General features: G+C 50.4%; 22 protein-coding genes. 17 read left to right on the plus strand and 5 right to left on the minus strand.

Annotated features, from left to right (window positions below; translation table 11 throughout):
* Window positions 1-99: 99 nt before the first annotated feature.
* Window positions 100-1,095, minus strand: a complete 996-nt coding sequence (locus DWZ47_RS07880) for a type II toxin-antitoxin system antitoxin SocA domain-containing protein (protein WP_009040197.1) — start codon at window positions 1,093-1,095, stop codon at window positions 100-102.
* Between the two features lie 5 nt (window positions 1,096-1,100).
* Window positions 1,101-1,454, minus strand: coding sequence for a type II toxin-antitoxin system MqsR family toxin (locus DWZ47_RS07885; protein ID WP_008649839.1), 354 nt, complete (start codon window positions 1,452-1,454; stop codon window positions 1,101-1,103).
* Window positions 1,455-1,687: 233 nt separating this feature from the next.
* Here DWZ47_RS07885 and DWZ47_RS07890 point away from each other — a divergent pair, with 233 nt between their 5' ends.
* From DWZ47_RS07890 to DWZ47_RS07900, 3 genes are all read left to right on the plus strand, one after another.
* On the plus strand, window positions 1,688-3,343 hold the full coding sequence (locus DWZ47_RS07890; protein WP_008774573.1) for a hypothetical protein: 1,656 nt from the start codon (window positions 1,688-1,690) through the stop codon (window positions 3,341-3,343).
* Between the two features lie 162 nt (window positions 3,344-3,505).
* Window positions 3,506-3,910: a hypothetical protein gene (locus tag DWZ47_RS07895; protein ID WP_008649835.1), complete on the plus strand. Its 405-nt coding sequence runs from the start codon at window positions 3,506-3,508 to the stop codon at window positions 3,908-3,910.
* A gap of 11 nt (window positions 3,911-3,921) precedes the next feature.
* Window positions 3,922-5,208: a leucine-rich repeat protein gene (locus tag DWZ47_RS07900; RefSeq protein WP_008774574.1), complete on the plus strand. Its 1,287-nt coding sequence runs from the start codon at window positions 3,922-3,924 to the stop codon at window positions 5,206-5,208.
* A gap of 135 nt (window positions 5,209-5,343) precedes the next feature.
* On the opposite strand, the gene DWZ47_RS07905 is transcribed toward DWZ47_RS07900, so the two are convergent.
* Window positions 5,344-6,051, minus strand: a complete 708-nt coding sequence (locus tag DWZ47_RS07905) for a TIGR02757 family protein (protein WP_008774575.1) — start codon at window positions 6,049-6,051, stop codon at window positions 5,344-5,346.
* Window positions 6,052-6,409: 358 nt separating this feature from the next.
* Here DWZ47_RS07905 and DWZ47_RS07910 point away from each other — a divergent pair, with 358 nt between their 5' ends.
* Window positions 6,410-7,645 carry a site-specific integrase gene (locus tag DWZ47_RS07910; protein ID WP_117512730.1) on the plus strand — a complete coding sequence of 412 codons (1,236 nt, stop codon included), beginning with the start codon at window positions 6,410-6,412 and terminating at the stop codon, window positions 7,643-7,645.
* A gap of 12 nt (window positions 7,646-7,657) precedes the next feature.
* Window positions 7,658-8,020: a RhuM protein gene (locus tag DWZ47_RS07915; protein WP_117512731.1), complete on the plus strand. Its 363-nt coding sequence runs from the start codon at window positions 7,658-7,660 to the stop codon at window positions 8,018-8,020.
* A 94-nt stretch (window positions 8,021-8,114) separates the two neighbouring features.
* Here DWZ47_RS07915 and DWZ47_RS07920 read toward each other — a convergent pair whose 3' ends face one another.
* Window positions 8,115-8,423 (minus strand): helix-turn-helix domain-containing protein, encoded by a 309-nt coding sequence (locus tag DWZ47_RS07920; protein ID WP_117512830.1) that lies wholly within the window; start codon window positions 8,421-8,423, stop codon window positions 8,115-8,117.
* A gap of 25 nt (window positions 8,424-8,448) precedes the next feature.
* Window positions 8,449-8,748 (minus strand): helix-turn-helix domain-containing protein, encoded by a 300-nt coding sequence (locus tag DWZ47_RS07925; RefSeq protein WP_181951175.1) that lies wholly within the window; start codon window positions 8,746-8,748, stop codon window positions 8,449-8,451.
* 200 nt (window positions 8,749-8,948) lie between these two features.
* On the opposite strand from DWZ47_RS07925, the gene DWZ47_RS07935 reads away from it, so the two are divergent.
* The 12 genes from DWZ47_RS07935 (at window position 8,949) to DWZ47_RS07990 (ending at window position 26,610) form a co-directional block, all read left to right on the plus strand.
* Window positions 8,949-9,320 (plus strand): helix-turn-helix domain-containing protein, encoded by a 372-nt coding sequence (locus DWZ47_RS07935; protein WP_106624794.1) that lies wholly within the window; start codon window positions 8,949-8,951, stop codon window positions 9,318-9,320.
* A 3-nt stretch (window positions 9,321-9,323) separates the two neighbouring features.
* Window positions 9,324-9,677, plus strand: coding sequence for a helix-turn-helix domain-containing protein (locus tag DWZ47_RS07940; RefSeq protein WP_117512732.1), 354 nt, complete (start codon window positions 9,324-9,326; stop codon window positions 9,675-9,677).
* Between the two features lie 23 nt (window positions 9,678-9,700).
* Window positions 9,701-9,976, plus strand: coding sequence for a DUF3408 domain-containing protein (locus DWZ47_RS07945; protein ID WP_106624792.1), 276 nt, complete (start codon window positions 9,701-9,703; stop codon window positions 9,974-9,976).
* 23 nt (window positions 9,977-9,999) lie between these two features.
* On the plus strand, window positions 10,000-11,607 hold the full coding sequence (locus tag DWZ47_RS07950; RefSeq protein ID WP_117512734.1) for a DUF4099 domain-containing protein: 1,608 nt from the start codon (window positions 10,000-10,002) through the stop codon (window positions 11,605-11,607).
* A 63-nt stretch (window positions 11,608-11,670) separates the two neighbouring features.
* Complete coding sequence (locus tag DWZ47_RS07955) at window positions 11,671-13,761, plus strand: type IA DNA topoisomerase (protein ID WP_117512736.1); 2,091 nt, start codon at window positions 11,671-11,673, stop codon at window positions 13,759-13,761.
* 168 nt (window positions 13,762-13,929) lie between these two features.
* Entirely contained in the window at window positions 13,930-14,382 is a 453-nt protein-coding gene (locus tag DWZ47_RS07960) for a DUF1896 domain-containing protein (protein ID WP_181951174.1), read from the plus strand.
* Window positions 14,372-20,203 (plus strand): N-6 DNA methylase, encoded by a 5,832-nt coding sequence (locus DWZ47_RS07965; protein WP_117512738.1) that lies wholly within the window; start codon window positions 14,372-14,374, stop codon window positions 20,201-20,203. Before DWZ47_RS07960 ends, DWZ47_RS07965 begins: the two co-directional genes overlap by 11 nt.
* Before the next feature lie 207 nt (window positions 20,204-20,410).
* Window positions 20,411-21,535 carry an AraC family transcriptional regulator gene (locus DWZ47_RS07970; protein ID WP_117512740.1) on the plus strand — a complete coding sequence of 375 codons (1,125 nt, stop codon included), beginning with the start codon at window positions 20,411-20,413 and terminating at the stop codon, window positions 21,533-21,535.
* Between the two features lie 199 nt (window positions 21,536-21,734).
* Entirely contained in the window at window positions 21,735-22,793 is a 1,059-nt protein-coding gene (locus DWZ47_RS07975; protein ID WP_013610850.1) for a DUF3575 domain-containing protein, read from the plus strand.
* A 15-nt stretch (window positions 22,794-22,808) separates the two neighbouring features.
* Window positions 22,809-23,699 carry a FimB/Mfa2 family fimbrial subunit gene (locus DWZ47_RS31370; RefSeq protein ID WP_117512742.1) on the plus strand — a complete coding sequence of 297 codons (891 nt, stop codon included), beginning with the start codon at window positions 22,809-22,811 and terminating at the stop codon, window positions 23,697-23,699.
* Window positions 23,700-23,730: 31 nt separating this feature from the next.
* On the plus strand, window positions 23,731-24,762 hold the full coding sequence (locus tag DWZ47_RS07985; RefSeq protein WP_004318997.1) for a fimbrillin family protein: 1,032 nt from the start codon (window positions 23,731-23,733) through the stop codon (window positions 24,760-24,762).
* A gap of 120 nt (window positions 24,763-24,882) precedes the next feature.
* Window positions 24,883-26,610, plus strand: a complete 1,728-nt coding sequence (locus tag DWZ47_RS07990; protein WP_117512832.1) for a fimbrillin family protein — start codon at window positions 24,883-24,885, stop codon at window positions 26,608-26,610.
* The last annotated feature ends 23 nt before the right edge of the window (window positions 26,611-26,633 follow it).

The raw sequence follows: 26,633 nt of genomic DNA on the forward strand, positions 1-26,633 counted from the left end.
TAAAACTTCAAGTCCCCGTATAAATTATAGAATCGCTATATAAATCTAATAAGTTTATAGCGATTCTCTGTTTATACAGAACTAGGAAGGGGGCTTACATTACAACTGTCTCAAATCAAACGCATAACTATAATCAATCAAGCTATGCTGTTTTTCATTTTGACGCCACGCTTCTTCAGCATGACTCATTTCTGAAATTTCATTAGCCTTACTCTTCTCAAAATGAACTAATACACATTGTAAAACCTCTAATTCTTCAACTGTAAATAAAGATTGTTCAAATTGCTCAACAGTTGTAATTATACTTCCAGAATAACCATTTCCCAAATTTATGATTTCCTTTTTTAATCCGTCCAAGTTCTCATATATAGTACTATAACGCACAGGAACAGGCCCATAACTTATAGCTTGGTATTGTAACCCGCTAATACCTTTACCATATTTCTTATAGGAAAGAAAATCAGAATAAAATAATAATTTATTTAGTTTTGTTTCAAAAACTCCTTGTAATGCAGATGCAAAAAAGACAATAATCTGCTTAACCTTCTCGGGAATGACAGAAGCATACCCATTCATACTTGAACGTAAAGACAAATGGTTGTGAAATATAAATTCATTTATTTTATTCTCAAAACAGGAATTATTTAATAACAGTTCCTTTACCCTTTTTTCAATTTTAAGTATCTCATCATTGGGAAACTGATTTTGAGCAAGTTTCAGAATTTCCAAAAAGAAATGAGGATCTTTCAAAGCTGAAATCATTTTTCCATTAGACACACTAGGCATCTCTCCTTCTTCGTATTTTCTATATTGGTTATCGCCAAAACCTAAAAGTTTAGACATTCGAAGTGCAGATATACCATATAATTCCCGGACTCTTTTTATTTCATCCGGAAATGGTATCGCATATTTCTGACGATACAAATTATAAACTTGATTCATATTCAGTTGATCAAGTTCAGTTGTAGTAAACTCTTCATTTGTATCCTTACATCTATAAAAATGATATACTATCTCAAAATTGTCTTTTCGAAATTCAAATGATTGCTTCTCATGACACAATGCAGCGTCACCACCTGTAAACGGACTTTTCATAACTTCTACTTTTTATTTTTGAAAGGATGTTCTATTTTTCTCTCTGCCAAATGAAAGGAGACACAGATTGGAGAATTTGCTCCAGTACCTTTACTTATTTTGATATAAACCTCCTTTTTATCTACGGACTTGCCAAACTTCCAAAGTTCTCCCATATAATTCAACTTATCTTCCGTAGGACCTTTATAATAGTCCTCAACTGTCAAAGACATTATTATCTTTTCACGCATAATTGCCGAAATCTCCAAATCAAGCAAAGCTTGCATATTCTTCTTTCTATCTATGCGAAAGATAATCCCGAAAACCCTAGCCTTATCTTTAAATTCTTTCAAGAATTTATCGACTGTTTCTATATCCATATCTAAAATATCTTTATGCAAAGATATGAATAATGTAGTATAACACAACAAACATTCAACTTTAAAGTTGAAAAAGAACTATTAAAAGACTATATATTCAAGATATATTGATATTAGTCCGAAAAATTCAACTCGAATCTATTTTCCTACCTTTACAAAATTAAACATCATAAGAATTATAAAGATATGACGATTCCATACTAAACTCGAAATATTTTCACTACATTCACAGCATGAAATGCAGAATTATACTCGAACTATTAGTAATTCTCTTTTTTACAGGATGTTATAACAGAGAACAGATTTCCCGGCTTGATGAGGCGGAAGCACTGTTACAAAATAAGCCGGATAGTGCCTTAACAATATTACAACAACTCAAATCGGAAGGCGGCCAGGCTGAACAGGCCAGGTATGCGTTGCTTTATTCAGAGGCTTTAGACAAAAATCACATCAAAGTAACCAATGATTCGCTCATTCGCCAGGCTTGGAGCCATTATAAACATCATCCCAAAGATTTACGCCGCCAATGCAAAACTCTCTATTATTGGGGACGGGTTAAACTGCGCGCAGGAGACAAACCGGGAGCGTTACGTCTTTTCCTAGAAATTGAAGAGAAACTGAAAGATACCAATGAGCCTTATTATGCAGGGCTTTTATACAGTCAAATCGGTGAAGTGTATTATGACCAAATGAACTATAGCCGGGCTTATCATTATTTTCGTGAAGCTCGCAATAACTTCCGGCAGACTGATAACACTCGTGAAGAAACAGAGGCAACTCTCGATATGGCAGCCGCAACTTTCAATTCAAAAGATATGGAGAAAGCCATGCGACTCTATTCTGCCGCACTCGATTTGGCTGATGAGCACAAGTACAATAAGTTAGCCAAAGCCAGTCTCACCAATCTTGCTTCTCTCTATGTGGTGTCAGGCAAGAAACAAATTCCTCATGACCTACTGCAACGCATCGAACTCTCTGCCCGGCAAGATACGTTATACGGATACCATACATTAGTAGATGTGAATCTACTAAAAAACCGTATAGACAGCGCACGCTACTATCTGGCACTTGCAGAAACACATTCCACCGATATACGTGACATGGCAGACCTGCAATACACCGCTTATCGGATTGAAGCGCAGGCCAGAAACTTCGAGAAAGCGACAGAGAAGATACACCATTATATCTATCTGACTGACTCGCTGACACGTTCAAATATGCAATTCTCCGCCGGTATGGTGGAACGTGACTATTTCAAGGAACGCTCCAAATTTGCCGAATACCGGATGAAGAACCGTACTACCTGGGAGATTACCATAGCAAGCGTAATTTTTCTAATAATAGGGGTAGCATACTACATCATCCGTCAACGTCTGCGCCTGCAACGCGAACGTACCGACCGCTACCTGCTATTGGCGGAAGAAGCCAACGCCCAATACAAAACCCTGACAGAACATATGGAAGGACAGCGCAATGCAGAAAGCCATTTAAAAGGTTTGATAGCTTCACGATTCGACATCATTGACAAACTGGGAAAGACTTACTATGAACGTGAGAATACCGCATCGCAACAAGCAGCCATGTTCCACGAAGTGAAACAGATTATCACCGATTTTGCAGAGAACAATGCAATGTTGCAAGAACTGGAACTTATCGTAAATACCTGCCATGATAATGCAATGGAGAAGTTGCGGAATGAATTTTCGTCAATGAAAGAAGCTGACATACGACTGCTTTGTTATATTTTTGTAGGTTTCTCTCCACAAGTAATCAGTTTGTTTATGAAAGATACGGTAGCTAATGTATATGCTCGCAAGTCACGGCTCAAATCACGTATCAAATCGGCAGAAACGGCCAATAAAGAGTTGTTTTTAGCACTTTTCGGATAGGTGTTAGACCTGTGTTAGAAATCTTAGAATACATCTTTCATAATCCATTGAATATCAATATACTTTAAATCAAAGTGTTAGATTTGCGAGATTGCATCACAACCCGAATTTGATGCAATCTTATTACTTTTGCATTCGAAAAATTAGAAAAAAGAAAAGATTATGAAGAAGATTGTTATTCTATTAAGCGCCATGCTTTTCATGGTAGCATGCGAAAAAGGAAACGAAGAAATGAAAGAAGCAAAAGTAGTGGTATCCGTTTATGATGAGAATGGAAAAATTGCAACGGGCGTTCCCGTAAAAATGTATAATGAAAAGGATTATAAGGTTTTTGAAAAAGATAATTTAACTTTGCCAACTGCAATCATACAGACAAATGAAAGTGGTATGGCCACCTTTGTACTGCCACGAGAGGAATGGTTTGCAACGCAGTCGCAACGGTTCCTGACATTCGTGGTACAAGAAGGGGGCGGCCCTAACAACTATCAGATATGGTCTTCCGGCAAAACCGTAGAAGCCGGAAAAGCCGTAAAAGTAGAAATACGTTTAACCCAATTCCCTAACTAAGCCTTTATCACATGAAGCAAACTAGACTTTATATAATTACAGCACTTTGCCTGCAAATGTTTTTGGGAACAATATTACTAAGTTGCAGCACCGAAAATGACGAATACAGGAAAGATTCACCTTCGGCAGCAAATCCTGTTGAACCCATAGAGGCTTCACTTGAAGATTTCTTCATAGAACAGCTACCCTCAAAAACAATTTATGCATTAGGAGAGAATATAGACTTAACCGGCCTTAACGTGACAGGAAAATATGATGACGGGAAACAACGGCCTGTAAAAGTTACCCCGGAACAGATCAGCGGTTTCTCTTCATCCACGCCTGTCGAAAAACAAGAAGTAACCATCACACTGGAAGGAAAACAGAAAAGCTTTTCTGTTCAGGTTTCACCCGTCCGTATAGAAAACGGAGTATTGACGGAAATATTGAAAGGATACAATGAAATCATACTTCCCAATAGCGTGAGATCAATCCCGAAAGCTGCCTTCAGCAACAGCCAAACAGCAAAGGTAGTACTCAATGAAGGATTAAAATCGATTGGAGATATGGCTTTCTTCAATTCGGCCATTCAGGAAATAGTATTTCCATCAAGCCTGGAACAGATGGAGGAAAACATTTTCTACTATTGCCGGAATTTGAAAAAAGCAGATTTAAGCCAAACGAAACTCACCAAACTTCCCGCCAGCACTTTTGTATATGCGGGCGTTGAAGAAGTGCTGCTGCCTGCGACACTAAAAGAAATCGGAGCACAGGCATTCCTTAAGACATCTCAACTGAAAACGATTGAGATTCCGGAAAATGTAAAAACAATCGGATTGGAAACATTCCGGGAAAGTAGCGTTACAACCGTGAAGTTACCGAACGGCGTTACAACCATGGCGCAAAGAGCCTTTTATTACTGCCCGGAATTGGCGGAAGTGACCACCTACGGGAGTACTTTCAATGATGACCCCGAAGCTATGATCCACCCCTATTGTCTTGAAGGATGTCCGAAATTGGCTCGCTTCGAAATACCTGAAAGTATTCGGATATTGGGACAGGGATTACTGGGTGGTAATAGGAAAGTGACCCAATTAACCATTCCGGCAAACGTCACACAGATTAATTTTTCGGCTTTCAATAATACAGGTATTAAAGAAGTAAAGGTAGAAGGGACAACACCTCCGCAGGTATTTGAAAAAGTATGGTACGGATTTCCGGATGATATTACCGTCATTCGTGTTCCTGCCGAATCTGTGGAAAAATATAAGAACGCAAATGGTTGGAGGGATTTCACAAACAAGATAACAACGTTCTAACAGTTCTCCAGTTTTTCGATTATAATCGAATAAAGTTGGTTTAATATCGACTTTTCCGGTTATAATCGAAATAACTTAAGAAAACACTATATTTTCGATAATAGCCGGAAAAATCAGTACTATTAGTTTATCTATTTAAATCTCCCCATTCACCCCCAAGCCGAACAGAGCAAAATCGCCCAGACAAGGATCATCCGGAAAGACTGTAGCCAATGCTGCCGTTATCTGACGGGCATTTTTCAAAGAAAAAGTTTCCGTATCCGTCAACTTGAAATAATGTGCTACCCGGCATACATGTGTATCTAAAGGAACAATCAAATCTCTGCGATCAAAACTTTCCCAAATCCCCAAATCGACCTCCGAATCCCGACGAATCATCCAACGCAAAAACATATTCAGTTTCTTTTGAGGACTTTTGGCAGAAACTTCAAGAAATGCACATAACTTTTCCATTGGTATTCCGGGATATAACATCAAAGCTTCCTCCAGACTTTCAAACTGTGTATAAGCTATATATAATCGCCGAAAGTATCCATAAAAATCAGCATACGACAACATCCGATAAAAGCTATTGGTTGCTCCTGAAGGAAAATCCTTCTCCCACTGGCAGGACAATACATACTGATAAGGCGAATCTCCCATTAGCCCGTGCAATTCGTCCGCTTTCTTCAAGATCTGTTTGCGATTGCCAAAACTCATAATCGCTGTCAGCAAACCGCTGACTTCGATATCCTGTTTCAGCGTATAACGATGGGGAAACTGCACCGGATCGCTTTGTATAAAGTCTGCGCGATGATACATCTCCGCACACATTAAAAGTTTATTCTTTATATCTTCAGTCATTTCGAGAAAGTATCAAGTATTGAAAGTACAAAGTTAGCGAGAAAAAATGATATATGGAAAAGTAAGGCAAAGATATTGATAGATAGGTGCTTTTAGGGATTATCATCAGAAGTTCGACGACGGTAAAAGTCATATTCCAGCCATGTTGGTACTTCGCTACGTTACCCATTTGTTACCATGCCCTGTAATGTGTCACGGGGATGTGGAAAAACATAGCAAATCACTATGGTATAGTGAGTTACTAACAACTCACGCAAGAAAAACCGAACCGGAAATAAATTGCAGTATTTTGCATTTGTTTGCGTACCAGCCAAAGGCTCTTCACCAAGTAATTTTGAAACCAAAAAAGTTCAGAACGATGAAGAGTACATTTTCAGTTATCTTTTACCTCAAAAGGCAGGTAGTGAAGAAGGACGGGACAGTGCCCGTCATGGGTCGTATCACGGTGGACGGAAGCCAGACACAGTTCAGTTGCAAGCTGACCGTCGATCCGAAGTTGTGGGACACCAAAGGCGGGCGTGTCACGGGCAGAAGCACGGCGGCACTCGAAGCGAACCGCCTGCTCGACAAGATGCGGGTGCGCATCAACAAGCACTATCAGGAAATCATGGAGCGTGACAACTACGTCACGGCGGAAAAGGTCAAGAACGCCTTTCTCGGACTGGAACACCGTTGCCACACGCTGATGCAGGTGTTCAGCCGGCACAACGAGGACTACGAGAAGCAGGTGGAGGCAGGCATGAAAGCCAAAGGCACGCTTGCCAAGTACAGGACCGTGTACAAGCACCTGCAAGAGTTCCTCAACATCCGCTACCATGTGAAGGACATCGCCTTGAAGGAGCTTACCCCGGCGTTCATCTCCGACTTCGAGATGTTCCTCCGCACGGACAAGCACTGCTGCACCAACACCGTGTGGCTTTACGTATGCCCGCTCCGGACGATGGTGTTCATCGCCATCAACAACGAGTGGCTCACACGCGACCCGTTCCGGGAGTACGAAATCAAGAAGGAGGAAACGACACGCAGTTTCCTGACGAAAGATGAAATCCGCCTGCTGATGGACGGGAAATTGAAGAACGCCAAGCAGGAGCTTTACCGCGACCTCTACCTGTTCTGCGCCTTCACGGGCTTGTCCTTCGCTGACATGCGCAATCTCACGGAGGAGAATATCCGAACCTACTTCGACGACCACGAGTGGATCAACATCAGCCGTCAGAAGACGGGTGTCGTTTCCAACATCCGTCTGCTTGACATCGCCAAGCGGATTATCGACAAGTACCGGGGATTGTGTGAAGACGGCAGGATATTTCCCGTCCCCCACTATATGACCTGTCTGCATGGAATCCGGGCTGTCGCCAAGCGTTGCGGCATCACCAAGCATATCACGTGGCATCAAAGCCGCCACACGGCAGCCACGACGATGTTCCTATCCAACGGCGTACCCATTGAAACGGTGAGTTCCATGTTAGGGCACAAAAGTATAAAGACCACCCAGATTTATGCGAAGATAACCAAGGAGAAGCTCAACCAAGACATGGAGAGTCTTGCCGCACGGTTGAATACCATTGAAGAATTTTCAGGATGTAACATTTAAAAACAGAAAAACATGAAGCGAGGAATAATTATCATAGAGGACAAGAAGGTCAGCGTAACCGGTAACGAGGTATGGATGACCGCCACCGAAATCGCCGGACTGTTCCGTGCAGGCGTTCCGGCAGTGAACGCCGCCATCAAAGCCGTCCGCAAGTCGGACGTGCTGAACGACGACTACGAGGTATGCCGTTACATGCGGCTTGAAAACGGTCTGCACGCCGATGTGTACGCCCTTGAAATCATCATCCCCATTGCTTTTCGGCTGAACACCTACTGCACGCACGTGTTCCGAAGGTGGCTGGTGGAGAAGGCTCTTGCCAAAGAAAAGCAGCAGGCATACGTGATGCTCATCCACAAGGCAAACGGGTATTGCTGAAGATACATTGACGATGCCGGCAACACAAAGAGGAAACGGACAGCTCCACAACCGGAGTTGTCCGTATCCTCTTTGTACATACAGTCGCCTTATCTCATCCTTTCAGTGGCTTTCTATAATTTGCTTCCAATACTTCGCGCAGTCCCGATTCCGGATAAAGCACCTTTCCTGCCAACAGGATAAAAGGTAATATCCTGTTGTTGCGGTATTCCTGCAAGGTCCGGCGGCTGACGCGCAACAGTTCCGCCACTTCCTTGTCCGTCAGATACCGCTCCCCATCCAACGGGGGACGGTAACTTTCAAAAAAACCGGAGAGCCATCTGGATTCCTTCTGTATCTTTTGCAGCAATACGGCTACTGATTCACAATCCATCGTGATAACATTGTTGTCTTCGTTCATAATCATATCTGTTTTAAGTTAGACCTGGTTATCTGTCAGTGGGGCAAATTGTACCGATAAGCGGTATAAGCCTTTTCACATCTTCCGGCTTGTAGTAAAAACGGAAGCCGATTTGCGAATAACCGATAAAGCCCCTGTCCCGCAGTTTCTGCAACGTGCGCAGGCTGATTCTCAACTGCCCGCAGACCTCTTCGCCCGTGAGCCATTTCCCAAGCCGCTTTCCATCGCCTTTGCGCTGTAAGGCGGCTACCTTTTCCACGAAGGCATCCGTTTGTGCCATCATTTCCCCGAAGGTCTTTTTCTCGATAGATACTATTTCCATATACAAAACGATTTTGAATTTGCCGCAAAGGTAACGGCACGGGCTGAAACGCCCATCGTTTTTGTCTGAATGGCAGCTTGTTGCGCCGATTGTCCGGGTTACGGAGCCATTTCCATAAAAATCTTGCGTGAGTCACGTAGTGAGCTGTTAAAGCCGCCATTGTTTATTGCCGAACTTTGCCACAGAAACAATAAAAACAACTGTATATGAAAGTGATAACAATCGAGAGTTCCGCATATCAGGCTATGATGGAACAGATAACGGAGATAGCCGGATATATCCGCGAATTGAAAGAGGAGAAACAACGTCAGGATGCGGCGACGAAAGACTGCCTGCTCAATACAGCCCAAGCCGCCGAACTGCTGAACGTGAGTACCCGTACCCTGCAACGGATGAGGGATGACCACCGCATAGAATATGTGATAGTACGCGGCACTTGCCGCTACCGCCTCTCCGAAGTGCAAAGATTGCTGGAAACGAATACCGTCAGGAACAAGGAAAAAACGATAGACGCCCTGTTCCATAATTATTCCCTGCGGACGGGCGGCAGGAAAACCGGCAAAGGAAGGAGGAAATGAGATATGGAACTGCTTACCCGCAACAACTTCGAGGGCTGGATGCAGAAAATCCTCGACCGCCTTGACCGTCAGGACGAGCTGCTGCTGGCGATAAAGACGCAGGGGCAGCAACCACCGTCCCTGTCCGAAGGCATCCGGCTTTTCGACAATCAGGACTTGTGCTTGCTGCTCCAGATCAGCAAGCGTACCCTGCAACGCTACCGAAGCGAGGGCGCACTCGCCTACAAGACCTTGGGCAAGAAGACCTATTACAGTGAAACGGACGTGCTGGACTTCCTTTCCAAACATGTGAAGGACTTCCGACAGAACGACATCGAATTCTACAAGGCACGCATCCGCAACCTGTTCAATAAATAACGACCAATTAAAATTTTTATCAGATGGAACAAAAGAAGAAAACAGGCGGCAACCAGACCGCACAGAGACAAAGAAAACGCCGGATCACACTTGATGAGTACAAGGAAAGATACCTGCAAGTTCCCAGAATCACGAACCGCAAGCCCGTGTTCATCAGCGAAGAATTGCGCAACAGACTCGACAGGTTGGTACGCTATCACGGAGAGCGTGGGATGAGTGCGTCCGGTTTCGTCGAGAACCTGCTACGGCTTCATCTGGACGCACTTGAGAGAAACTTTGAAGCATGGCGCAAATTGTAATAAACCAATTAAAACAAAAGTAAATGGCAAAGAAAACAGACGAAAAGGACGTGCTGATAGTCCGTGACGAAAAGACGGGCGAAATCAGCGTGGTGGCCGGGCTGAATGCCGACGGCTCCCCCAAGCGCACCCCCGCCAAGGCGGAGAACGCGCGGAGTTTCCTGCAATTCGACCGGCACGGCGACGTGCTGGACAACTTCTTCAAGAATTTCTTCCGGCAGTGCAAGGAGCCGAGCCGCTTCGGATTCTACCGGGTGGCGGCAGAGCAGGCCGACAAACTGCTGGAGGTGATGAAGGAACTGCTGAAGAACCCGGACGCTAACAGGGAGCTGCTCGCGCCCCACACGGTGGACACCTCCGGCTACGAGAAGCAGGTGCAGGAAGAACAGGCGGCACAGACCGCTGACCAAGAGCAGAAACCGGAGGAACAACCGGGACAGAAACAAGATGACGAACCTAAAAATCAAGAAGAAATGGAACAGAAAAACGAACAGAATCAGGAAAGCCCGCAGCAGACGCAGGGCAACCGGGGCTACCAACCCATCGACGAGAGCAGAATCAACTGGCAGGAGCTGGAGGAGAAATGGGGCGTGAAGCGCGACGACCTTGAAAAGTCGGGCGATCTGACAAAGATGCTCAACTACGGCAAGTCCGACTTGGTGAAGGTAACGCCCAATTTCGGCGGTGAGTCTTTCGAGCTGGACGCCCGCCTCTCCTTTAGGAAGGACGGTGAGGGCGATGTCAGCCTCGTGCCGCACTTCATCCGCAAGGAGCAGAAATTAGACGAGTACAAGGAACACAAGTTCTCCGACGAAGACCGCAAGAATCTCCGTGAAACGGGCAACCTCGGCAGGGTCGTGGATCTTGTGGACAGGGAAACGGGCGAAATCACCCCCTCGTTCGTCAGCATCGACCGCAAGACGAACGAGATCACGGATGTCCCGGCAAGCAAGGTGCGCATACCGGAGCGTATCGGCAACACGGAGATCACCAGGCAGGAGCAGGACATGCTGCGTGCCGGGCTGCCCGTGCGTGACAAGCTCATCGAGCGCAAGGACGGCAGGAAGTTCCTCACCACCCTGCAAGTGAACGTGGAGCAGCGCGGCGTGGAGTTCGTGCCGGGTACGGGCAGGTCGCCACGTACCGCACAAGCGCAGGAAACGAAGGACAATCCCACGCAAGCGCAGTCGCAGGGTACGGAAACCACCGCCAACACGCAGAAGGAGCAACGGCGCAACACGTGGACGAACGCCGACGGCAGCATCCGCCCCATCAGCAAATGGAGCGGCGTGGACTTCACCGAGCAGCAGAAAGCCGACTACGTGGCTGGCAAAGCCGTGAAACTGGAGAACGTGACCGACAAGCAGGGCTTCCACGCCACGATGTACATCAGGTTCAACCCGGAGAAGGGACGCCCGTACCGCTACGACACCAACCCCGACAACGCGCAGAAAGTCGCCCCGTCCAACGAGAGCCGCACGCAGGTGGCGGTGAACAGCGAGGGCAAGACCAACGAGGCGACCAAGAACCTGAAAGAGCCGTTGCAGAAAGGACAGACCGCCCCGAAGGACGAAACCCAGCAACAGCATCAGGAGCAGCCCCAAAGAAAAAGCAAGGGCATGAGGATGTAATCCGGTGTCCACCACTAAATCCAAAGTAACAAGTAAAAGTAAACAATCAAACAGCAAGAAATAATGAAGACAATCATTGCAGAAAAGCCATTCGTGGCACGTGAGATTGCCCGCATCGTGGGCGCGACAAAGAGAGAGGAAGGATATTTCGAGGGAGGCGGCTATGCCGTGACATGGGCGTTCGGACACCTCGTGCAGCTCGCCATGCCCGATGGATACGGCGTGCGCGAATTTGTCCGTGACAACCTGCCCGTCATCCCCGAAACCTTCACGCTCATTCCACGGCAGGTAAAGACGGAGAAGGGCTACAAGCCCGACAGCGGCGTGACGACACAGATAAAGGTTATCACTTCCCTGTTCAACAAAAGCGAACAGATTATCGTGGCGACCGATGCCGGACGCGAGGGTGAGCTTATCTTCCGATACCTCTACCATTACATCGGATGCACCACCCCGTTCGTTCGCCTCTGGATAAGCTCGCTTACCGACAAGGCTATCCGAGATGGTTTGCGCAACCTCGAAAATGGAAGCAAGTATGACAACCTCTATCTTGCCGCCAAAGCGCGGAGCGAATCCGACTGGCTCGTGGGCATCAACGGCACGCAGGCTCTCTCCATCGCCGCCGGACACGGCACATACTCCGTCGGGCGGGTGCAGACCCCCACGTTGGGAATGGTGTGCGAACGCTACTGGGAGAACCGCCGCTTCACGCCCGAAGCCTTCTGGCAGCTCCATATCGCCGTGGACGGCAATAATGACGGGACAGTGAAACTCTCCTCCTCTGAAAAATGGAAAGAGAAAGAACCTGCAACGGCATTATATAATAAGGTAAAGGAAATAGGCGCAGCCACCGTCACAAAAGCAGAGCGCAAGGAGAAGACGGAGGACACTCCGCTGCTGTACGACCTCACTACCTTGCAGAAGGAAGCCAACGCCAAGCACGGCTTCACGGCGGAGCAGACGCTTGAAATCGCGCAGAAGCTCTACGAGAAGAAGCTCATCACCTATCCGAGAACGGGAAGCCGCTACATCCCCGAAGACGTGTTCGCCGAAATCCCCAAACTGCTCGCCTTCATCGGGGCTTTGCCCGAATGGAAGGGCAAGGTGCAGGCAAAGGTGCAGCCGACACGCCGGAATGTGGACGGCAGCAAAGTGACCGACCACCACGCCCTGCTCGTCACGGGAGAGAAGCCGCTGTTCCTCTCCAAAGAGGACAACACCGTCTATCAGATGATTGCCGGACGCATGATAGAGGCGTTTTCAGAGAAATGCGTCAAGGACACCACCGCTGTCACGGCGGAGTGTGCCGGGGTGGAGTTTATCGTGAAAGGCAGCGTAATCAGGCAAGCCGGATGGCGTGCCGTCTATGGCGAGGAGGACAAGGAGGAAATCTCCATCCCCGACTGGCAGGAGGGCGACACGCTGACGCTGAAAGGCTGCTCCATCACGGAGGGAAAGACCAAGCCCAAGCCGCTGCATACCGAAGCGACTTTGCTTTCCGCTATGGAAACAGCGGGCAAGGAGATTGAGGACGACGCGCTCCGTCAAGCTTTGAAGGACTGCGGCATCGGCACACCTGCCACCTGTGCGGCGATTATCGAGACGCTCTTCAAACGCGGTTACATGGAACGATGCAAGAAATCACTTGTGCCTACCGAGAAAGGACTCGCACTTTATTCAGTCGTGAAGACGATGCGCATTGCAGATGTCGCCCTGACAGGGGAATGGGAAAAGGAGCTGGCACGCATCGAGCGCGGGGAGCTGTCCGCCGAAACTTTCCGCAAGGAGATAGAGGCGTACACACGTGAAATCACCTCCGAACTGCTCTCGTGCGACAAACTCTTCTCACACAAGGATTCCGGCTGTGCGTGTCCCAAGTGCGGAACGGGCAGGATGCAGTTCTACGGCAAGGTGGTACGCTGCGACAACGCGGAGTGCGGGCTACCCGTGTTCCGGCTGAAGGCGAACCGCACCCTTTCCGATGACGAAATCAAAGACCTGCTCACCGACGGGCACACGAAGCTGCTCAAAGGCTTCAAGAGCAAGCAGGGCAAGAGCTTCGATGCCATAGTCGCCTTTGACGGGGAGTTTAACACGACTTTTGTGTTCCCCGAAAGGAAAACGAGCAAGAAATTTTCAGGACGGAAGAAATAATAGTAACTTTGCCACTGGTTCAGAGTAATGAATTGTTCTTCGATACCGGATTACACTCATGCTTTGGATTTAGTGGTGGCACTCGGAGGGATACCGGGTGCCTTTTCTTTCTCCTTTCTGGACGATTATCCCAATTATTATCAATCCACTAAATTCCAAAGTAAAGTAATGAACAACAAGAAGAAAAACGAGGGTCAGACCGACTTTTCCTATTACGGTCTGTACCTGCTGGACTACCTCCACACGAACAGGTTTGAACAAGCGACTGATACCGCCTTCATCCGTGAGCGTGCCGACCGTGCCGCCGAAACGTATGAACAGGCGCGGCTTGACGGCTATCCCGCCGAGGGTGCGCAGGAGCTGGCGATGAATGTCCTGCTGGGCGGGCTGCACTATTCCAAGTACGCCATCCTCCGCGAAGTCGTGGAAACAGAGTTTGCCGACGAAGTGCCGGAGGAAAAACGGGAAGCCTTCATCCAAAAACTGCTTCCGCTCGTGGATGCGGTGTTCTCCATTTACGACCTTTCGGACGACGACTTCGCCCTGTCGCCCGAATATGACCTGCTGCGCACGGAGCTGACGGGAACCGTCGTGCTTTACATCGAAAAGTATGGCGTTTAACCGCAAACAGAAACTGCGGGACAACATCGAGGCGATACGGACGGCGTTCATCCTTGACAGGGAACAGCGCACCCCCACCGCACGCGAAAGGCTGCTGCTGGAGCGTTACTGCGGTTTCGGAGGGCTGAAGTGCATACTGAACCCCGCCAAGGAACTGACGGATGCCGTCCATTGGGCGAAATCCGACCTCGAACTGTTTGCCCCTACGGTGGAGCTGCACAAACTGGTGCGCGAGAACAGCAAGGACGAAACGGAGTACAAGCGGTACGTGGATGCCATGAAGCAGTCCGTGCTGACCGCCTTCTACACCCCGCCGGAGATAACCGGCACTATCGCAGACGTGCTGCATGAACACGGCATACGCCCCGACCGGGTGCTGGAGCCGTCGGCGGGCGTGGGCGCATTCGTGGATGCCGTGCTGGACAACAAGCCGGACGCGGACATCATGGCTTTCGAGAAAGACCTGATGACGGGCAAGATATTGAAACACCTGCATCCCGACCAAAAGGTAAGGGTGCAAGGATTCGAGAAGATAGAGAAGCCCTTCACGGACTATTTCGACCTTGCCATCTCGAACATCCCGTTCGGTGACGTGGCGGTGTTCGACCCGGAGTTTACGGGAAGCCAAGACCCGGCAAGGCGTTCGGCATCGAAGACGATACACAACTATTTCTTTCTGAAAAGCCTTGACGCGGTGCGTGAGGGCGGCATAGTGGCGTTCATCACCTCACAGGGGGTACTGGACGCACCGTCCAACGCGCCCATACGCGAGTATATGATGGGCCATGCCAATTTAGTGGGTGTCGCACGCCTGCCGAACAACCTCTTCACGGACAACGCGGGCACGGAGGTGGGCAGCGACCTGGTTATCCTGCAAAAGAACAGCGGCAAGAAACGGGAGCTGTACGATTACGAAAAGCTGTTCGTACAGACGGAAAAGACACCGATCGGCAGTTTCGAGAACGGGTATGTCGGCAGCATCGGCATGATTCCCCACTCGGATCTGATACGCGACACAGACCCTTACGGGAAACCAGCCTATAAGGTCATGCACCGGGGCGGCATTGCGCAGCTGGCGGAGGACTTGCGTGAACATCTAAAGATAGAGCTGCACCAACTGGACAGGGAGCTGTATGAAAGGCATAGTCTTCATTCGGAACAAGGGAAAAGCACGGAAACTGAAATTATTTCCAGTTCGGTGGTTACTCCCGAAATACAGCCACGCCATGAAATGGCAGCGAAGCCCGAAGCGGCAGCACCGCAGCCCATAGACGAGAAGCCGGAGATAGAACCGCGCCGCCCCGATTATTCGGAGGGCGTGCAGCTCTCCCTGCTCGACCTTTGGGGAATGACGGAGGAAGTCCGCAAGGAGCAAACCCCCAAGAAGAAAAAGGCGGCGAAGAAAGGAAGCACGGCAAGGCGTGTACCTTCCAAACCGCAGGTTGCGCCGAAGATTACGACCGCACCGCCACAGCCGTCTGCCACCCCTTTGACGGAGAACGGGGAAAAACATGAATCAAAGCCGGAAAATGTTGAAGCCAAAGGCGATCCGGATGATATTTATGCCACTCTGGATTGGGAAACCAACCCTCCCATCAACGGCTTTTACGAAATGATGATGGACTTGACACCGGAACGGCGCAAGGAGCTTCGGGAACTGGCGGCGCAGCATCAGGAGAAACGGCAGAATGTCCCGGACGTGAAAGCCGCACCGGAGCAGGAAACACGGCAACCCGAAACGCAGCCGGAAGCCGCCGCCACTCCTGCCGCTCTCGCAACGGAAACGGCCGCGACCTCCCTTTTCCCCGGAATGGAAGCGGAAAAGCCGAAGGAGGAAGCCCCCGACCTTACGCCGCGTCCCTACCACCGCACACCGGAGATGCACCTGCGTGAAGGCTCGCTGGTGGCAAGCAGGGCGCGTGACATCGGTTATCTGAAGGACATCACTCCCTACGGCGCGACATTCCAGCCGCTCGGACTGACCGGGTATCAGAAAGAGAAGGCGCTGCTGTATGTGTCGCTCCGTGACGCATACGAGCGTCTGTACCGCTATGAATCGAACAGGCGCGAGGAAAATGTCCCGTGGCGCGAGCACCTGAACACCTGCTACGACGAGTTCGTCATGCGCTACGGCTACCTCAACGCCAGGCAGAACGTGAAACTGGTGATGATGGATGCCGGAGGGCGAGACATCCTCTCGCTGGAACGGGCAGAGAACGGAAAGTTCGTAAAGGCGGACATCTTCGAGCGTCCCGTGTCCTTCTCGGTGGAGAGCCATGCCAACGTAAGCTCTCCCGAAGAGGCGTTATCCGCATCGCTCAACAAGTACGGCACGGTCAATCTCGACTATATGCGGGAGATAACCGACAATACGGAGGATGAACTGCTTGGTGCCCTCAAGGGGCGCATCTTCTACAACCCGCTCGTGACAGGTTACGAGATAAAGGACAGGTTCATCGCCGGGAACGTGATAGAGAAGGCGGAAAATATCGAGGCATGGATAAACGACAATCCCGAAAACGAACGGCTGCCGGAAGTCAGGCAGTCGTTGGAGGCATTGAAAGAAGCCGAACCGGAGAAAATCCCGTTCGAGGATCTCGACTTCAACTTCGGGGAACGCTGGATCCCCACGGGCGTGTACGCCGCCTACATGAGCCGCCTTTTCGACACGGAGGTCAAGATAGCCTATTCCGCCAGTCTGGACGAGTTTTCGGTGGCGTGCGGCTGCCGCACCATGAAAATCACGGACGAGTTCTTGGTAAAGGGCTATTACCGGAACTATGACGGCATGCACCTGTTGAAACACGCCCTGCACAACACCTGCCCCGACATGATGAAGTCCATAGGAAAGGACGATAACGGCAATGACATCAAGGTGCGCGACAGCGAGGGCATACAGCTCGCCAACGCCAAGATTGATGAGATACGTAACGGCTTTTCCGAGTGGCTGGAAGAGCAGTCGCCGCAGTTCAAGGAGCGGCTGACGACGATGTACAACCGCAAGTTCAACTGCTACGTGCGTCCGAAGTATGACGGCTCGCACCAGACCTTCCCCGACCTCAACCTCAAGGGGCTGGCAAGCCGGGGCGTGAAGAGCATCTATCCCTCGCAGAAGGACTGCGTATGGATGCTTAAACAGAACGGCGGCGGCATCTGCGACCATCAAGTTGGGACCGGCAAGACGCTCATCATGTGCATTGCCGCCTACGAGATGAAGCGTCTGAACCTCGTCCACAAGCCGATGATTATCGGGCTGAAAGCCAATGTCGCAGAGATTGCCGCCACCTATCAGGCGGCATATCCCAACGCCCGCATCCTCTATGCCTCGGAGAAGGACTTCTCGACCGCCAACCGCGTGCGTTTCTTCAACAACATCAGGAACAACGACTATGATTGTGTCATCATGTCGCACGACCAGTTCGGCAAGATTCCGCAGTCGCCGGAGTTGCAGCAGCGGATATTGCAGGCGGAACTTGACACGGTGGAGGAAAACCTCGAAGTCCTGCGGCAGCAGGGCAGGAGCGTGTCGAGGGCCATGCTGAAAGGATTGGAGAAGCGCAAGCACAACCTTATAGCGAAACTGGAAAAGGTGGAACACGCCATCCAATCGCGCACGGACGACGTGGTGGACTTCAAGCAGATGGGCATCGACCACCTGCTCGTGGACGAGTCGCATAACTATAAGAACCTGACTTTCAACACCCGCCATGACCGCGTGGCGGGCTTGGGCAACAGCGAGGGAAGCCAGAAGGCCCTGAACATGCTCTTTGCCATACGCACCATACAGGAGCGCATGGGCAGGGACTTGGGGGCCACCTTCCTATCCGGCACGACCATCAGTAACTCGCTGACGGAGCTGTACCTGCTCTTCAAGTACCTGCGCCCGAAGGAACTGGAGAGGCAGGACATCCGGTGCTTCGACGCATGGGCGGCCATCTTCGCCAAGAAGACGACCGACTTCGAGTTCAACGTGACCAACAACATCGTGCAGAAGGAGCGTTTCCGATACTTCATCAAGGTGCCGGAGCTTGCCGCCTTCTACAACGAGATTACCGACTACCGCACGGCGGAGGACGTGGGCGTGGACCGTCCGCACAAGAACGAGATACTGCACCATATCCCGCCCACGCCCGACCAAGAGTACTTTATCAAGCAGTTGATGCAGTTCGCCAAGACGGGCGACGCCACGCTGCTCGGCAGAGAACCGCTGTCGGAAACGGAGGAAAAGGCGAAGATGCTCATCGCCACCGATTACGCACGGAAAATGGCACTCGATATGCGCATGATAGACCCGCATTACGAAGACCATCCCGACAACAAGGCTTCGCATTGCGCCAAGATGCTTGCGGAGTATTACCACAAATACGACGCGCACAAGGGCACGCAGTTCGTGTTCTCGGACCTGGGGACGTACCGGCCGGGCGAGGGATGGAATGTCTATTCTGAGATAAAACGCAAGCTGACGGAGGACTACGGCATACCGGCAAACGAAGTCCGCTTCATTCAGGAGTGCAAGACCGACAAGGCGCGCAAGGCGGTGATAGACGCCATGAACGCCGGGACGGTGCGTGTGCTGTTCGGCTCCACGAGTATGCTCGGAACGGGCGTGAACGCGCAGAAAAGGTGTGTCGCCATCCATCACCTCGATACACCGTGGCGCCCGTCCGACCTCGAACAGAGGGACGGACGGGGAGTCAGGGCGGGCAACGAGATTGCCAAGCATTTTGCCGGGAACAACGTGGATGTCATCATCTATGCCGTGGAGAAGTCGCTCGACAGCTACAAGTTCAACCTCCTGCACTGCAAGCAGACGTTCATCTCGCAGCTCAAAAGCGGGGCGTTGGGAGCGCGTACCATCGACGAGGGGGCTATGGACGAGAAGTCGGGCATGAACTTCTCGGAGTACATGGCGTTGCTCTCCGGCAACACCGACCTGCTCGACAAGGCGAAATTGGAGAAGAAAATCGCATCGCTCGAAGGTGAGCGCAAGTCGTTTGGCAAGGGCAAGCGCGATTCGGAGTTCAAATTGGAAGCCAAGACGGGGGAACTTCGCAACAACACGGCGGTCATCAATGCCATGACGGAGGACTGGAACCGTTTCCTTTCCGTCGTCAAGACCGACAAGGAGGGCAACCGCCTGAATGCGGTCAAGGTGGACGGCGTCTCTTCTTCGGATGAGAAGGTTATCGGAAAGCGTTTGCAGGAGATAGCAAGGAACGCTACGACGGGCGGACTGTACAATCTTGTCGGGGAACTTTACGGTTTCCCGATAAAGGTGGTCAGCGAGAGGATGCTCAAAGAGGGGCTGGAGTTTACCGACAACCGTTTCGTGGTGGAGGGGAACTACAAGTACACCTACAACAACGGGCATCTGGCGATGGCTGACCCGGTGGCCGCCGCACGCAACTTCCTGAACGCGTTGGAGAAGATACCTTCCACCATCGACCAGTACAGGGCGAAGAACGAGGTGCTGGAAAAGGAGATACCGCAGTTGCAGGAGATAGCCGGCAAGGTGTGGAAGAAGGAGGACGAGTTGAAACAGCTGAAGTTCGAACTTGCCGCGCTCGACCGCAAGATACAGTTGGAGCTTGCGCCGCCCACGCCCGAAGTCGCCGAAAAGGAGAATGACGGGCAGGAGGTCAAGCCGGATACGGAAGGTGTACGGAACGTACCGTCACAACCCACCGAAGAAGCTCCGCTGATACGCAGCCCGGCGAATGACCGAAGTCCGTCTGGGAATTTCATTGCCGACCATGTCGTTATCGGACGGCCGGGATTCAACGTTCGTGACGAATGCAAACCGAAAGGAATAAAAATGTGAACGAGTGTGGATATGTATGGCAGGATTGGGAATATACCGTTCCTTTTCCTGCCTTTTTCCATCAATATGGTATAACAGGGATTCCATACGTAAAATCCTCCAATTTATATCAAGGAATAGGGTGTTGAAAGTAAATCGTCACGGCAAATCCGCCATATTTTCAGTATTTTCGCTAATTTTGCAACCAAAATAGTCAGGCATAATAAAATGGAACCATCTATATACAGTTATTCACTTTGTATTGCGCTGCCGTTGATGTTGTTCTTCGGCTTTTATTTTTTGCTGGCCCAAACCCCGGAAAAGGCCATTTTTGAGAATTACCTACGCTCCCGGCGGATAATGGGTATGGCGTTGTTATTGCTTGCGGCAAACTATTCGGTACATTTCTTCTTCGGGATAAGGTTCAAAAATGTCCATGCAGCCATATTGATGAATCTGTCCACCTATTTTCTGTGCTACTACCTTTTCAGTTCAGCATTGATAACACTGCTTGACCGTTTCTATATCACACGGAAAAGGATTCGGACGCATATCATTCTATGGATCATCTTCTCCGGACTTTCCGGGGTTGTCCTGTTGTTGTTTCCGGATGGAATAGTGCAGAAAAGCACTTTGCTGGCTTTGGCAGCATGGCTGGTGGTTTACGGACTGGTGTTGTCTCGCAGAGTCATTGTCGCATACCGCAGGGCTGTCCGGATTTTCGATGACACACATGCCGATGATATAGGCGCATATATAAAATGGCTGTCCATCTTTACTTATTGGGCTCTTATCTTCGGAGTTGGATGCGGATTGCTTACATTTTTGCCTGATGAATACGTTTATATATGGATTCTGTCATCAATTCCGTTTTACGTCTATCTCTACCATTGCTACCTGAATTATCTGCTGTTTTACGAACAGGTGGAAACCGCAATGGAAGATGGTATGATTTCTGAAGAGGAAGACCCGTGTGACACCAAACTGGAACAGATACAGAAACTGGAGAACCCGTCATACCGTTCCGAAATGGCGGAGAAAATAAACGGCTGGATTGATGCGGAGGGTTATATCCAGTCCGGCCTTACCATAAAGAAACTTGCTGATATGCTCCAGACTAACCGCACCTATCTGTCTGAGTATATCAAAACGACGTATGGTGCATCGTTCCGCGATTGGATTACCGGTCTCCGCATCAATTATGCGAAACGCCTGCTTGCGCAATATCCGAGGCTGACGGTTGCTGACATTTCTGAAAGATCCGGCTTTCTGTCCCCAAGCCATTTCATCAGGCTGTTCAAGGAAAATTCAGGCTGTACTCCTGCCAAATGGAGGAAAACAGAGGCGGAATAATGCACTGCTTTATGCCCAATAGAAATAACCTAAACGACAAAAAATAGTCTGAACGACAAAACTGAAATGTTCTAAACCACAAAGATGTGCGATTCTGACAATTGAGACAATTTTTATAGGCAAGAATCGGGCAGAATAAAATCTATTCGCTTATTTTGTATGCTGATATTCCTAATTGGAAATAAAAAAGCATATAAAAATGAGCAAAAGAATCTTATTCTTCATTTTGTTTTCGTGGCTGGCATCGGCAGCTTTTCCTGCTTTTGCGCAGCAGAAAACCGACACGGTCTACACTTTCCGCTTCGTGCCGCGAAAAGACATGTTCTATGTGCCATGGAATGACAATGGCAAAGAACTTGCGCGTCTTCTGGAGTGTATCGAAAGTAACAAACCGGATATAGTGGAGGGACGGCTGCCTCTTTACGTGGACGGATACTGTAACTCCGGCAAGTCGGAACGGGCAAGCCTCGCTATCGCCGGGACACGTTCCAACCGTGTGAAATCAGAGTTGATTACCCGGAAAGGACTGCGTGAAAACAACTTCATCACCCGTAACCATGCCTCGAAGGGCGACTTCGTGACGGTGCGTATCATACTGCCGAAAGAGAAAGTGCCGGTTATTGCGGAGGATACACATCCCGGTTACGAGGAAGAAAAGGAACAGTCACACCGTGAAAACGACAAGGCTACAGAAACAATCCAAGACACAGAGGGGGCAAAGGTGTCTACCGGACAGGAAAATCAGCCTGAATCCGTACTGTCGGCATCATCCACAACTTTGGGATTATCACTGCGTGCCAACCTGCTGCGTTGGGCAACCCTCACGCCCGACCTCGGTATTGAGTGGCACATCAACCCGTCATGGGGAATATCCGTGAACGGCTCGTGGACTTCGTGGTCGTGGAATGACAAGGACAGAAGATACGCCCTTTGGGAAGTGGCACCGGAACTCCGCTATTATATAGGCAGCGAGAAACGCGGCTACGTAGGTGCTATGTACAAAGTCGGCTCATTCAACTACAAGCTGTCGGAGACCGGCAAGCAGGGCGACATCATGGGTGGCGGCATCACCGGCGGCTACGTGCTGAAACTGAACAATGCCCTCTCGATGGACTTCTCCTTAGGGTTGGGCTATATCCATGCCGACTATGACAAGTATGTGGTCATCAACGGCGTGAGGGTAAGGCGCGGCAGCGGAACAAAGAACTGGTGGGGCCCTGTCTCGGCGGGTGTCACCCTGGTGTGGAACATCTTTTAGCGGAAAGGAGGAACAATGAATACAACGATAATCATACGACAGATAAAGGAATATACGGGAGCATACGGAAAGGCTTATACCTTATTATATCTAATAGGTGCGGTGGCCATACTGACCTCGTGCGTGAAGGACGACCTCTATGACACGCCGCACCCCGACCGTGGGGCGGTGGTCGTAACCACAGACTGGAGCGGAAAGAGCACCGAGGCGGACATACCGCAGGCATACACACTGCGCATCGGCGGGAGGGAACAGAACGTGAGCGCGGCGACCAACGTGTTCGACGCGCTGCTCGCGCCCGGTGGCTACGGCCTGACGGTGTACAACTCCCCGGAGGGGATTAGTATCGACGGAAACAAGGCAACGGTGAATCCGGTGGATCTGACGGGTGCAATAGAGCCGCACCCCGGCTACCTCTTCGCCTCGCACCAGGACATCAGCGTCGTGGCGGATGACACCCTGCACGTCACCGCCCCGATGAGACAATACGTGCGCAGGCTCGACATCGAACTGACCGCCACGGAAGGCGACTACAGCCGTGTACAGTCGGCTACGGCAACGCTCTCCGGCGTAGCTTCGACAGCAGACATAGCAACAGGCGAACGGAGTGGTGCGGCACAAGTGATAGACGCTTTCAAGCAGGACGGCAACAAATTCACAATCTTTTTCCGACTGCTCGGTATCGTCCCGACGGAAGCACAGACGCTCACGGTGGACATCACTTTCAACAACGGAGACACGCAGCAGATAGTGAGCGACCTTACCGAGGCCATGAAGGACTTCAATAACGGTGCCAAACCGGTTAAACTCACGGGTAATCTGCTGCTGCCGGTAGAGGCCGGGGTGACGGGCGCAACCATCACGGGTTGGAACGAGGTAGAAAGCGGCAATGGGGATGCTAACTGACGATAAATATTTTAATCAAAAAAACAAGATTATGACAATGAACATGAGGTTTTTCATTATTGCAGCAGCAGCAACGCTATTGGCTGCGTGTACACAAGAGAACGAGGTACAGAACAATCCGGTGGAAGCACGAATCACGGCAGGCGTGAGCGGGCCGAAGACCCGTGCTGTGGACAACGGGTGGAACGCCGACCGAATCGGCGTGATGGTGGTGGATGCCCCTGGCACGACCACGACCATGGGCGGCAAGTACAAGAACGTGGGATACGCAACCACGAGTACCGGCACCAACGCGGACTTTACCCCGATGACGGCGGGTGGCGGCATCTTCTTCGAGGACGCTTTCCTCGAGTTTACTTTTGCCGCCTACGCGCCTTACGCATCGGGCGCAAACGCCTCCACCCTGCCTGGTACAGACGGGAAGATTACGGTAAATACAAGCAATCAGCCCACGACCACGGAACAGGAGAAGGTGGACTACATCCATGCCACGGGAGCCAAGGCCGATAAAGACAGTCCGACCGTCAGCTTCACGGACAACACCGCCGCGGGCGGCAGCGACTGCTCCTTCAAGCACAAGATGGCCCGTCTTATCCTCAAGGTGCAGGTGTCGAACACCGACGGTTTCGACGACACTGCCGTGCTGGAATTCGCCGACTACAAGCTGGGCGGCCTGGTTCACGAGGGAACGTTCGATGTGAAGACCGGTACCGCCGCGACCGCGGGCAGCGTTGTGAGCGACTGGATGTTACGCCAGTGCACCGGTGCCCCGAAGACGGCCACGGACAAGTGCGTAGCAACCTTTGACGCCGCCACGGGCGTGATGACTTTCACCATGATCCTGCTCCCGCAGACACTCGCCAACGCTTTGGTGCTTGAGATATCTCCCGATGACGGGGAATACCAGAGCTACTCCAACAAGGACATGATCAAACCCGCGTTGGAGGCCGGTTATTCTTATACCTACACCATCACGGTGAAGAAGACGGGGCTGACCCTTAGCGGAAGCACCATCGAAAACTGGAACGACGGTGGTAGCCATGCGGGTGATGCAAAAATGTAGTGTGTCTGAAAGCCACTGCCGTGCATCAGGCGTAAGACGGAGGCACGCCATATATAATAAATGGTGCGGCAGCCCGCGTCGCAACGGGCAGTGGCACAAAACGAAATAAATAAAGACAATATGAAAATAATAAGGAACATAGCGAGAAGGCCGTGGCCGCGCATCGGCGGCTGGTTGCCGGTTGTGATGCTCATCTGTGGGGTGCTCGCTTCATGTAGCAGTGAGGATGAAAGCACCACGCCCCTGCCCGACGGCAAGTATCCGCTGCAACTGACGGCGGAGGTGGCGCAGCCGCATACCCGCGCCGCGGGCAAGGACGCGTGGACGGGCGGAGAGGAAATCAGAGTGGAAATGAAAGGTGTATTTGGTAACAAAACATACGTGATGGACGCATCGGGCAACGCTGTCCCGAATGATGCCGCTAATGCCTTCTTCTGGAAGAATACCGCCGAGGACCGCATCTCGGCATGGACACCGGACCTGGAAGTAGAAACGGATATTTCCGACCAAACCAAGGGGTATGCCGCTTTCGATGTCCTGTACGCCAGTGCCATAGGGCGTTATGACCAAGCCATAAATCTCCGTTTCATCCACCGCATGGCGAAAATCGAAGTAATTCTCAAAGCTAGCGAAGGCATTACGGAAGAGGAGTTGGAGGGTGCGACCGTCACCATTTTCGGAGACCCGCTAACGCACTCAACCGCCGGCTTGGTATCACCGGGTGACCAATCGGACGGCGAGATAAAGCCCTATTATGATGCCGCAACGAAGAAATACGAGGCGTTAGTGCCGCCGCAGGATATGACGGGCAAGCCGCTCATCCGAATCAGCATAGGCAGCAATGACTTTACCTACACTCCCGAAACAGAAGCTGCCGGCAAATTTGGGTTTTTCGGTGGCAAGCGGTATGCCTACACCATCACCGTGAAAGCAAGCGGAATAGACGTGCAGGCGGTGACCGGTGGCACGTGGGTTGCATGTGGCGAGGAGAACGTCACCTCCAAAAAGGTAAAGCAAAGTTTCACAGCTGACGAACTTAAAATCGGCGACTACTTCTATTCCGACGGGACTTGGAGCGACGGCGGCCTGCGCAAAATCTATACTGACGGCAGTATGAAGATAGCAAGCCCCAAGCCTGCTCCCGTACTCCAAACAAAAAGTGAAATAGAAAGAAGAGTCATCGGTATCGTTTTCCAGACGGACCCGAGCCGTATCGGCACTGCCGAAAAGTCCAAATTGGGCGAAGGGAATGTGCATGGCCTTGTAATGGCCTTAAAGAACACCGCAACAGATATCCAATGGAGCCATGAAGAGAATAATTTGGAAGACGTGAAAGACTGCTGGTCCAAGTCTGAAATCTACTCTGACATCAGCGGTCTGCACAATTACACCAAGATTCTTGACCATGCAAATAGTATCGGTGGAATTGAGGCATATCCGGCCTTCGAAGCCGTCGAGAAATGGAATGATATGTACAGTATAAATGAATACCGCCCACCTCGTAATACCACAGGCTGGTTTATTCCTTCCTCCGGTCAGTGGTGGGACATCCTTCAGAATCTGGGCGGTTGTCCGGCTATGGCGGATAAAGGTCAGCAAACCTCGTCGGATTCCGGTGATTTCCGTTGGCTAGGTCAAGGCGATGTTCCAGCTGCCTTGAATGCTTGGATGAATAAAATTGCAGCCGACAGCAAGAATGATTTTACCACCGGTGACCGTTTTTGGTCGTCATCGGAGTTAAATCAGTTCCGCGCACGGAACTGGAACGTGTACTCCTCTGATTACGTGTGCTGCGACTTTGTCTATAAGAAATGGAGTAACGCTGTCCGTCCCGTCCTTGCTTTCTGAACTATTTGCCTATTTAGTCCTTT

This window comes from Bacteroides sp. AF32-8BH (genome assembly GCF_003435205.1).
Lineage (GTDB): Bacteria > Bacteroidota > Bacteroidia > Bacteroidales > Bacteroidaceae > Bacteroides > Bacteroides ovatus.

Coding starts and splice junctions, on each gene's coding strand:
- DWZ47_RS07880 (WP_009040197.1), bottom strand. CDS start 1,095: ATGAAAAGTCCGTTTACAGGTGGTGACGCTGCATTGTGTCATGAGAAG.
- DWZ47_RS07950 (WP_117512734.1), top strand. CDS start 10,000: ATGGCAAAGAAAACAGACGAAAAGGACGTGCTGATAGTCCGTGACGAA.
- DWZ47_RS07890 (WP_008774573.1), top strand. CDS start 1,688: ATGAAATGCAGAATTATACTCGAACTATTAGTAATTCTCTTTTTTACA.
- DWZ47_RS07885 (WP_008649839.1), bottom strand. CDS start 1,454: ATGGATATAGAAACAGTCGATAAATTCTTGAAAGAATTTAAAGATAAG.
- DWZ47_RS31370 (WP_117512742.1), top strand. CDS start 22,809: ATGAATACAACGATAATCATACGACAGATAAAGGAATATACGGGAGCA.
- DWZ47_RS07975 (WP_013610850.1), top strand. CDS start 21,735: ATGAGCAAAAGAATCTTATTCTTCATTTTGTTTTCGTGGCTGGCATCG.
- DWZ47_RS07910 (WP_117512730.1), top strand. CDS start 6,410: ATGAAGAGTACATTTTCAGTTATCTTTTACCTCAAAAGGCAGGTAGTG.
- DWZ47_RS07940 (WP_117512732.1), top strand. CDS start 9,324: ATGGAACTGCTTACCCGCAACAACTTCGAGGGCTGGATGCAGAAAATC.
- DWZ47_RS07945 (WP_106624792.1), top strand. CDS start 9,701: ATGGAACAAAAGAAGAAAACAGGCGGCAACCAGACCGCACAGAGACAA.
- DWZ47_RS07935 (WP_106624794.1), top strand. CDS start 8,949: ATGAAAGTGATAACAATCGAGAGTTCCGCATATCAGGCTATGATGGAA.
- DWZ47_RS07915 (WP_117512731.1), top strand. CDS start 7,658: ATGAAGCGAGGAATAATTATCATAGAGGACAAGAAGGTCAGCGTAACC.
- DWZ47_RS07895 (WP_008649835.1), top strand. CDS start 3,506: ATGAAGAAGATTGTTATTCTATTAAGCGCCATGCTTTTCATGGTAGCA.
- DWZ47_RS07905 (WP_008774575.1), bottom strand. CDS start 6,051: ATGACTGAAGATATAAAGAATAAACTTTTAATGTGTGCGGAGATGTAT.
- DWZ47_RS07960 (WP_181951174.1), top strand. CDS start 13,930: ATGAACAACAAGAAGAAAAACGAGGGTCAGACCGACTTTTCCTATTAC.
- DWZ47_RS07965 (WP_117512738.1), top strand. CDS start 14,372: ATGGCGTTTAACCGCAAACAGAAACTGCGGGACAACATCGAGGCGATA.
- DWZ47_RS07970 (WP_117512740.1), top strand. CDS start 20,411: ATGGAACCATCTATATACAGTTATTCACTTTGTATTGCGCTGCCGTTG.
- DWZ47_RS07955 (WP_117512736.1), top strand. CDS start 11,671: ATGAAGACAATCATTGCAGAAAAGCCATTCGTGGCACGTGAGATTGCC.
- DWZ47_RS07985 (WP_004318997.1), top strand. CDS start 23,731: ATGACAATGAACATGAGGTTTTTCATTATTGCAGCAGCAGCAACGCTA.
- DWZ47_RS07990 (WP_117512832.1), top strand. CDS start 24,883: ATGAAAATAATAAGGAACATAGCGAGAAGGCCGTGGCCGCGCATCGGC.
- DWZ47_RS07900 (WP_008774574.1), top strand. CDS start 3,922: ATGAAGCAAACTAGACTTTATATAATTACAGCACTTTGCCTGCAAATG.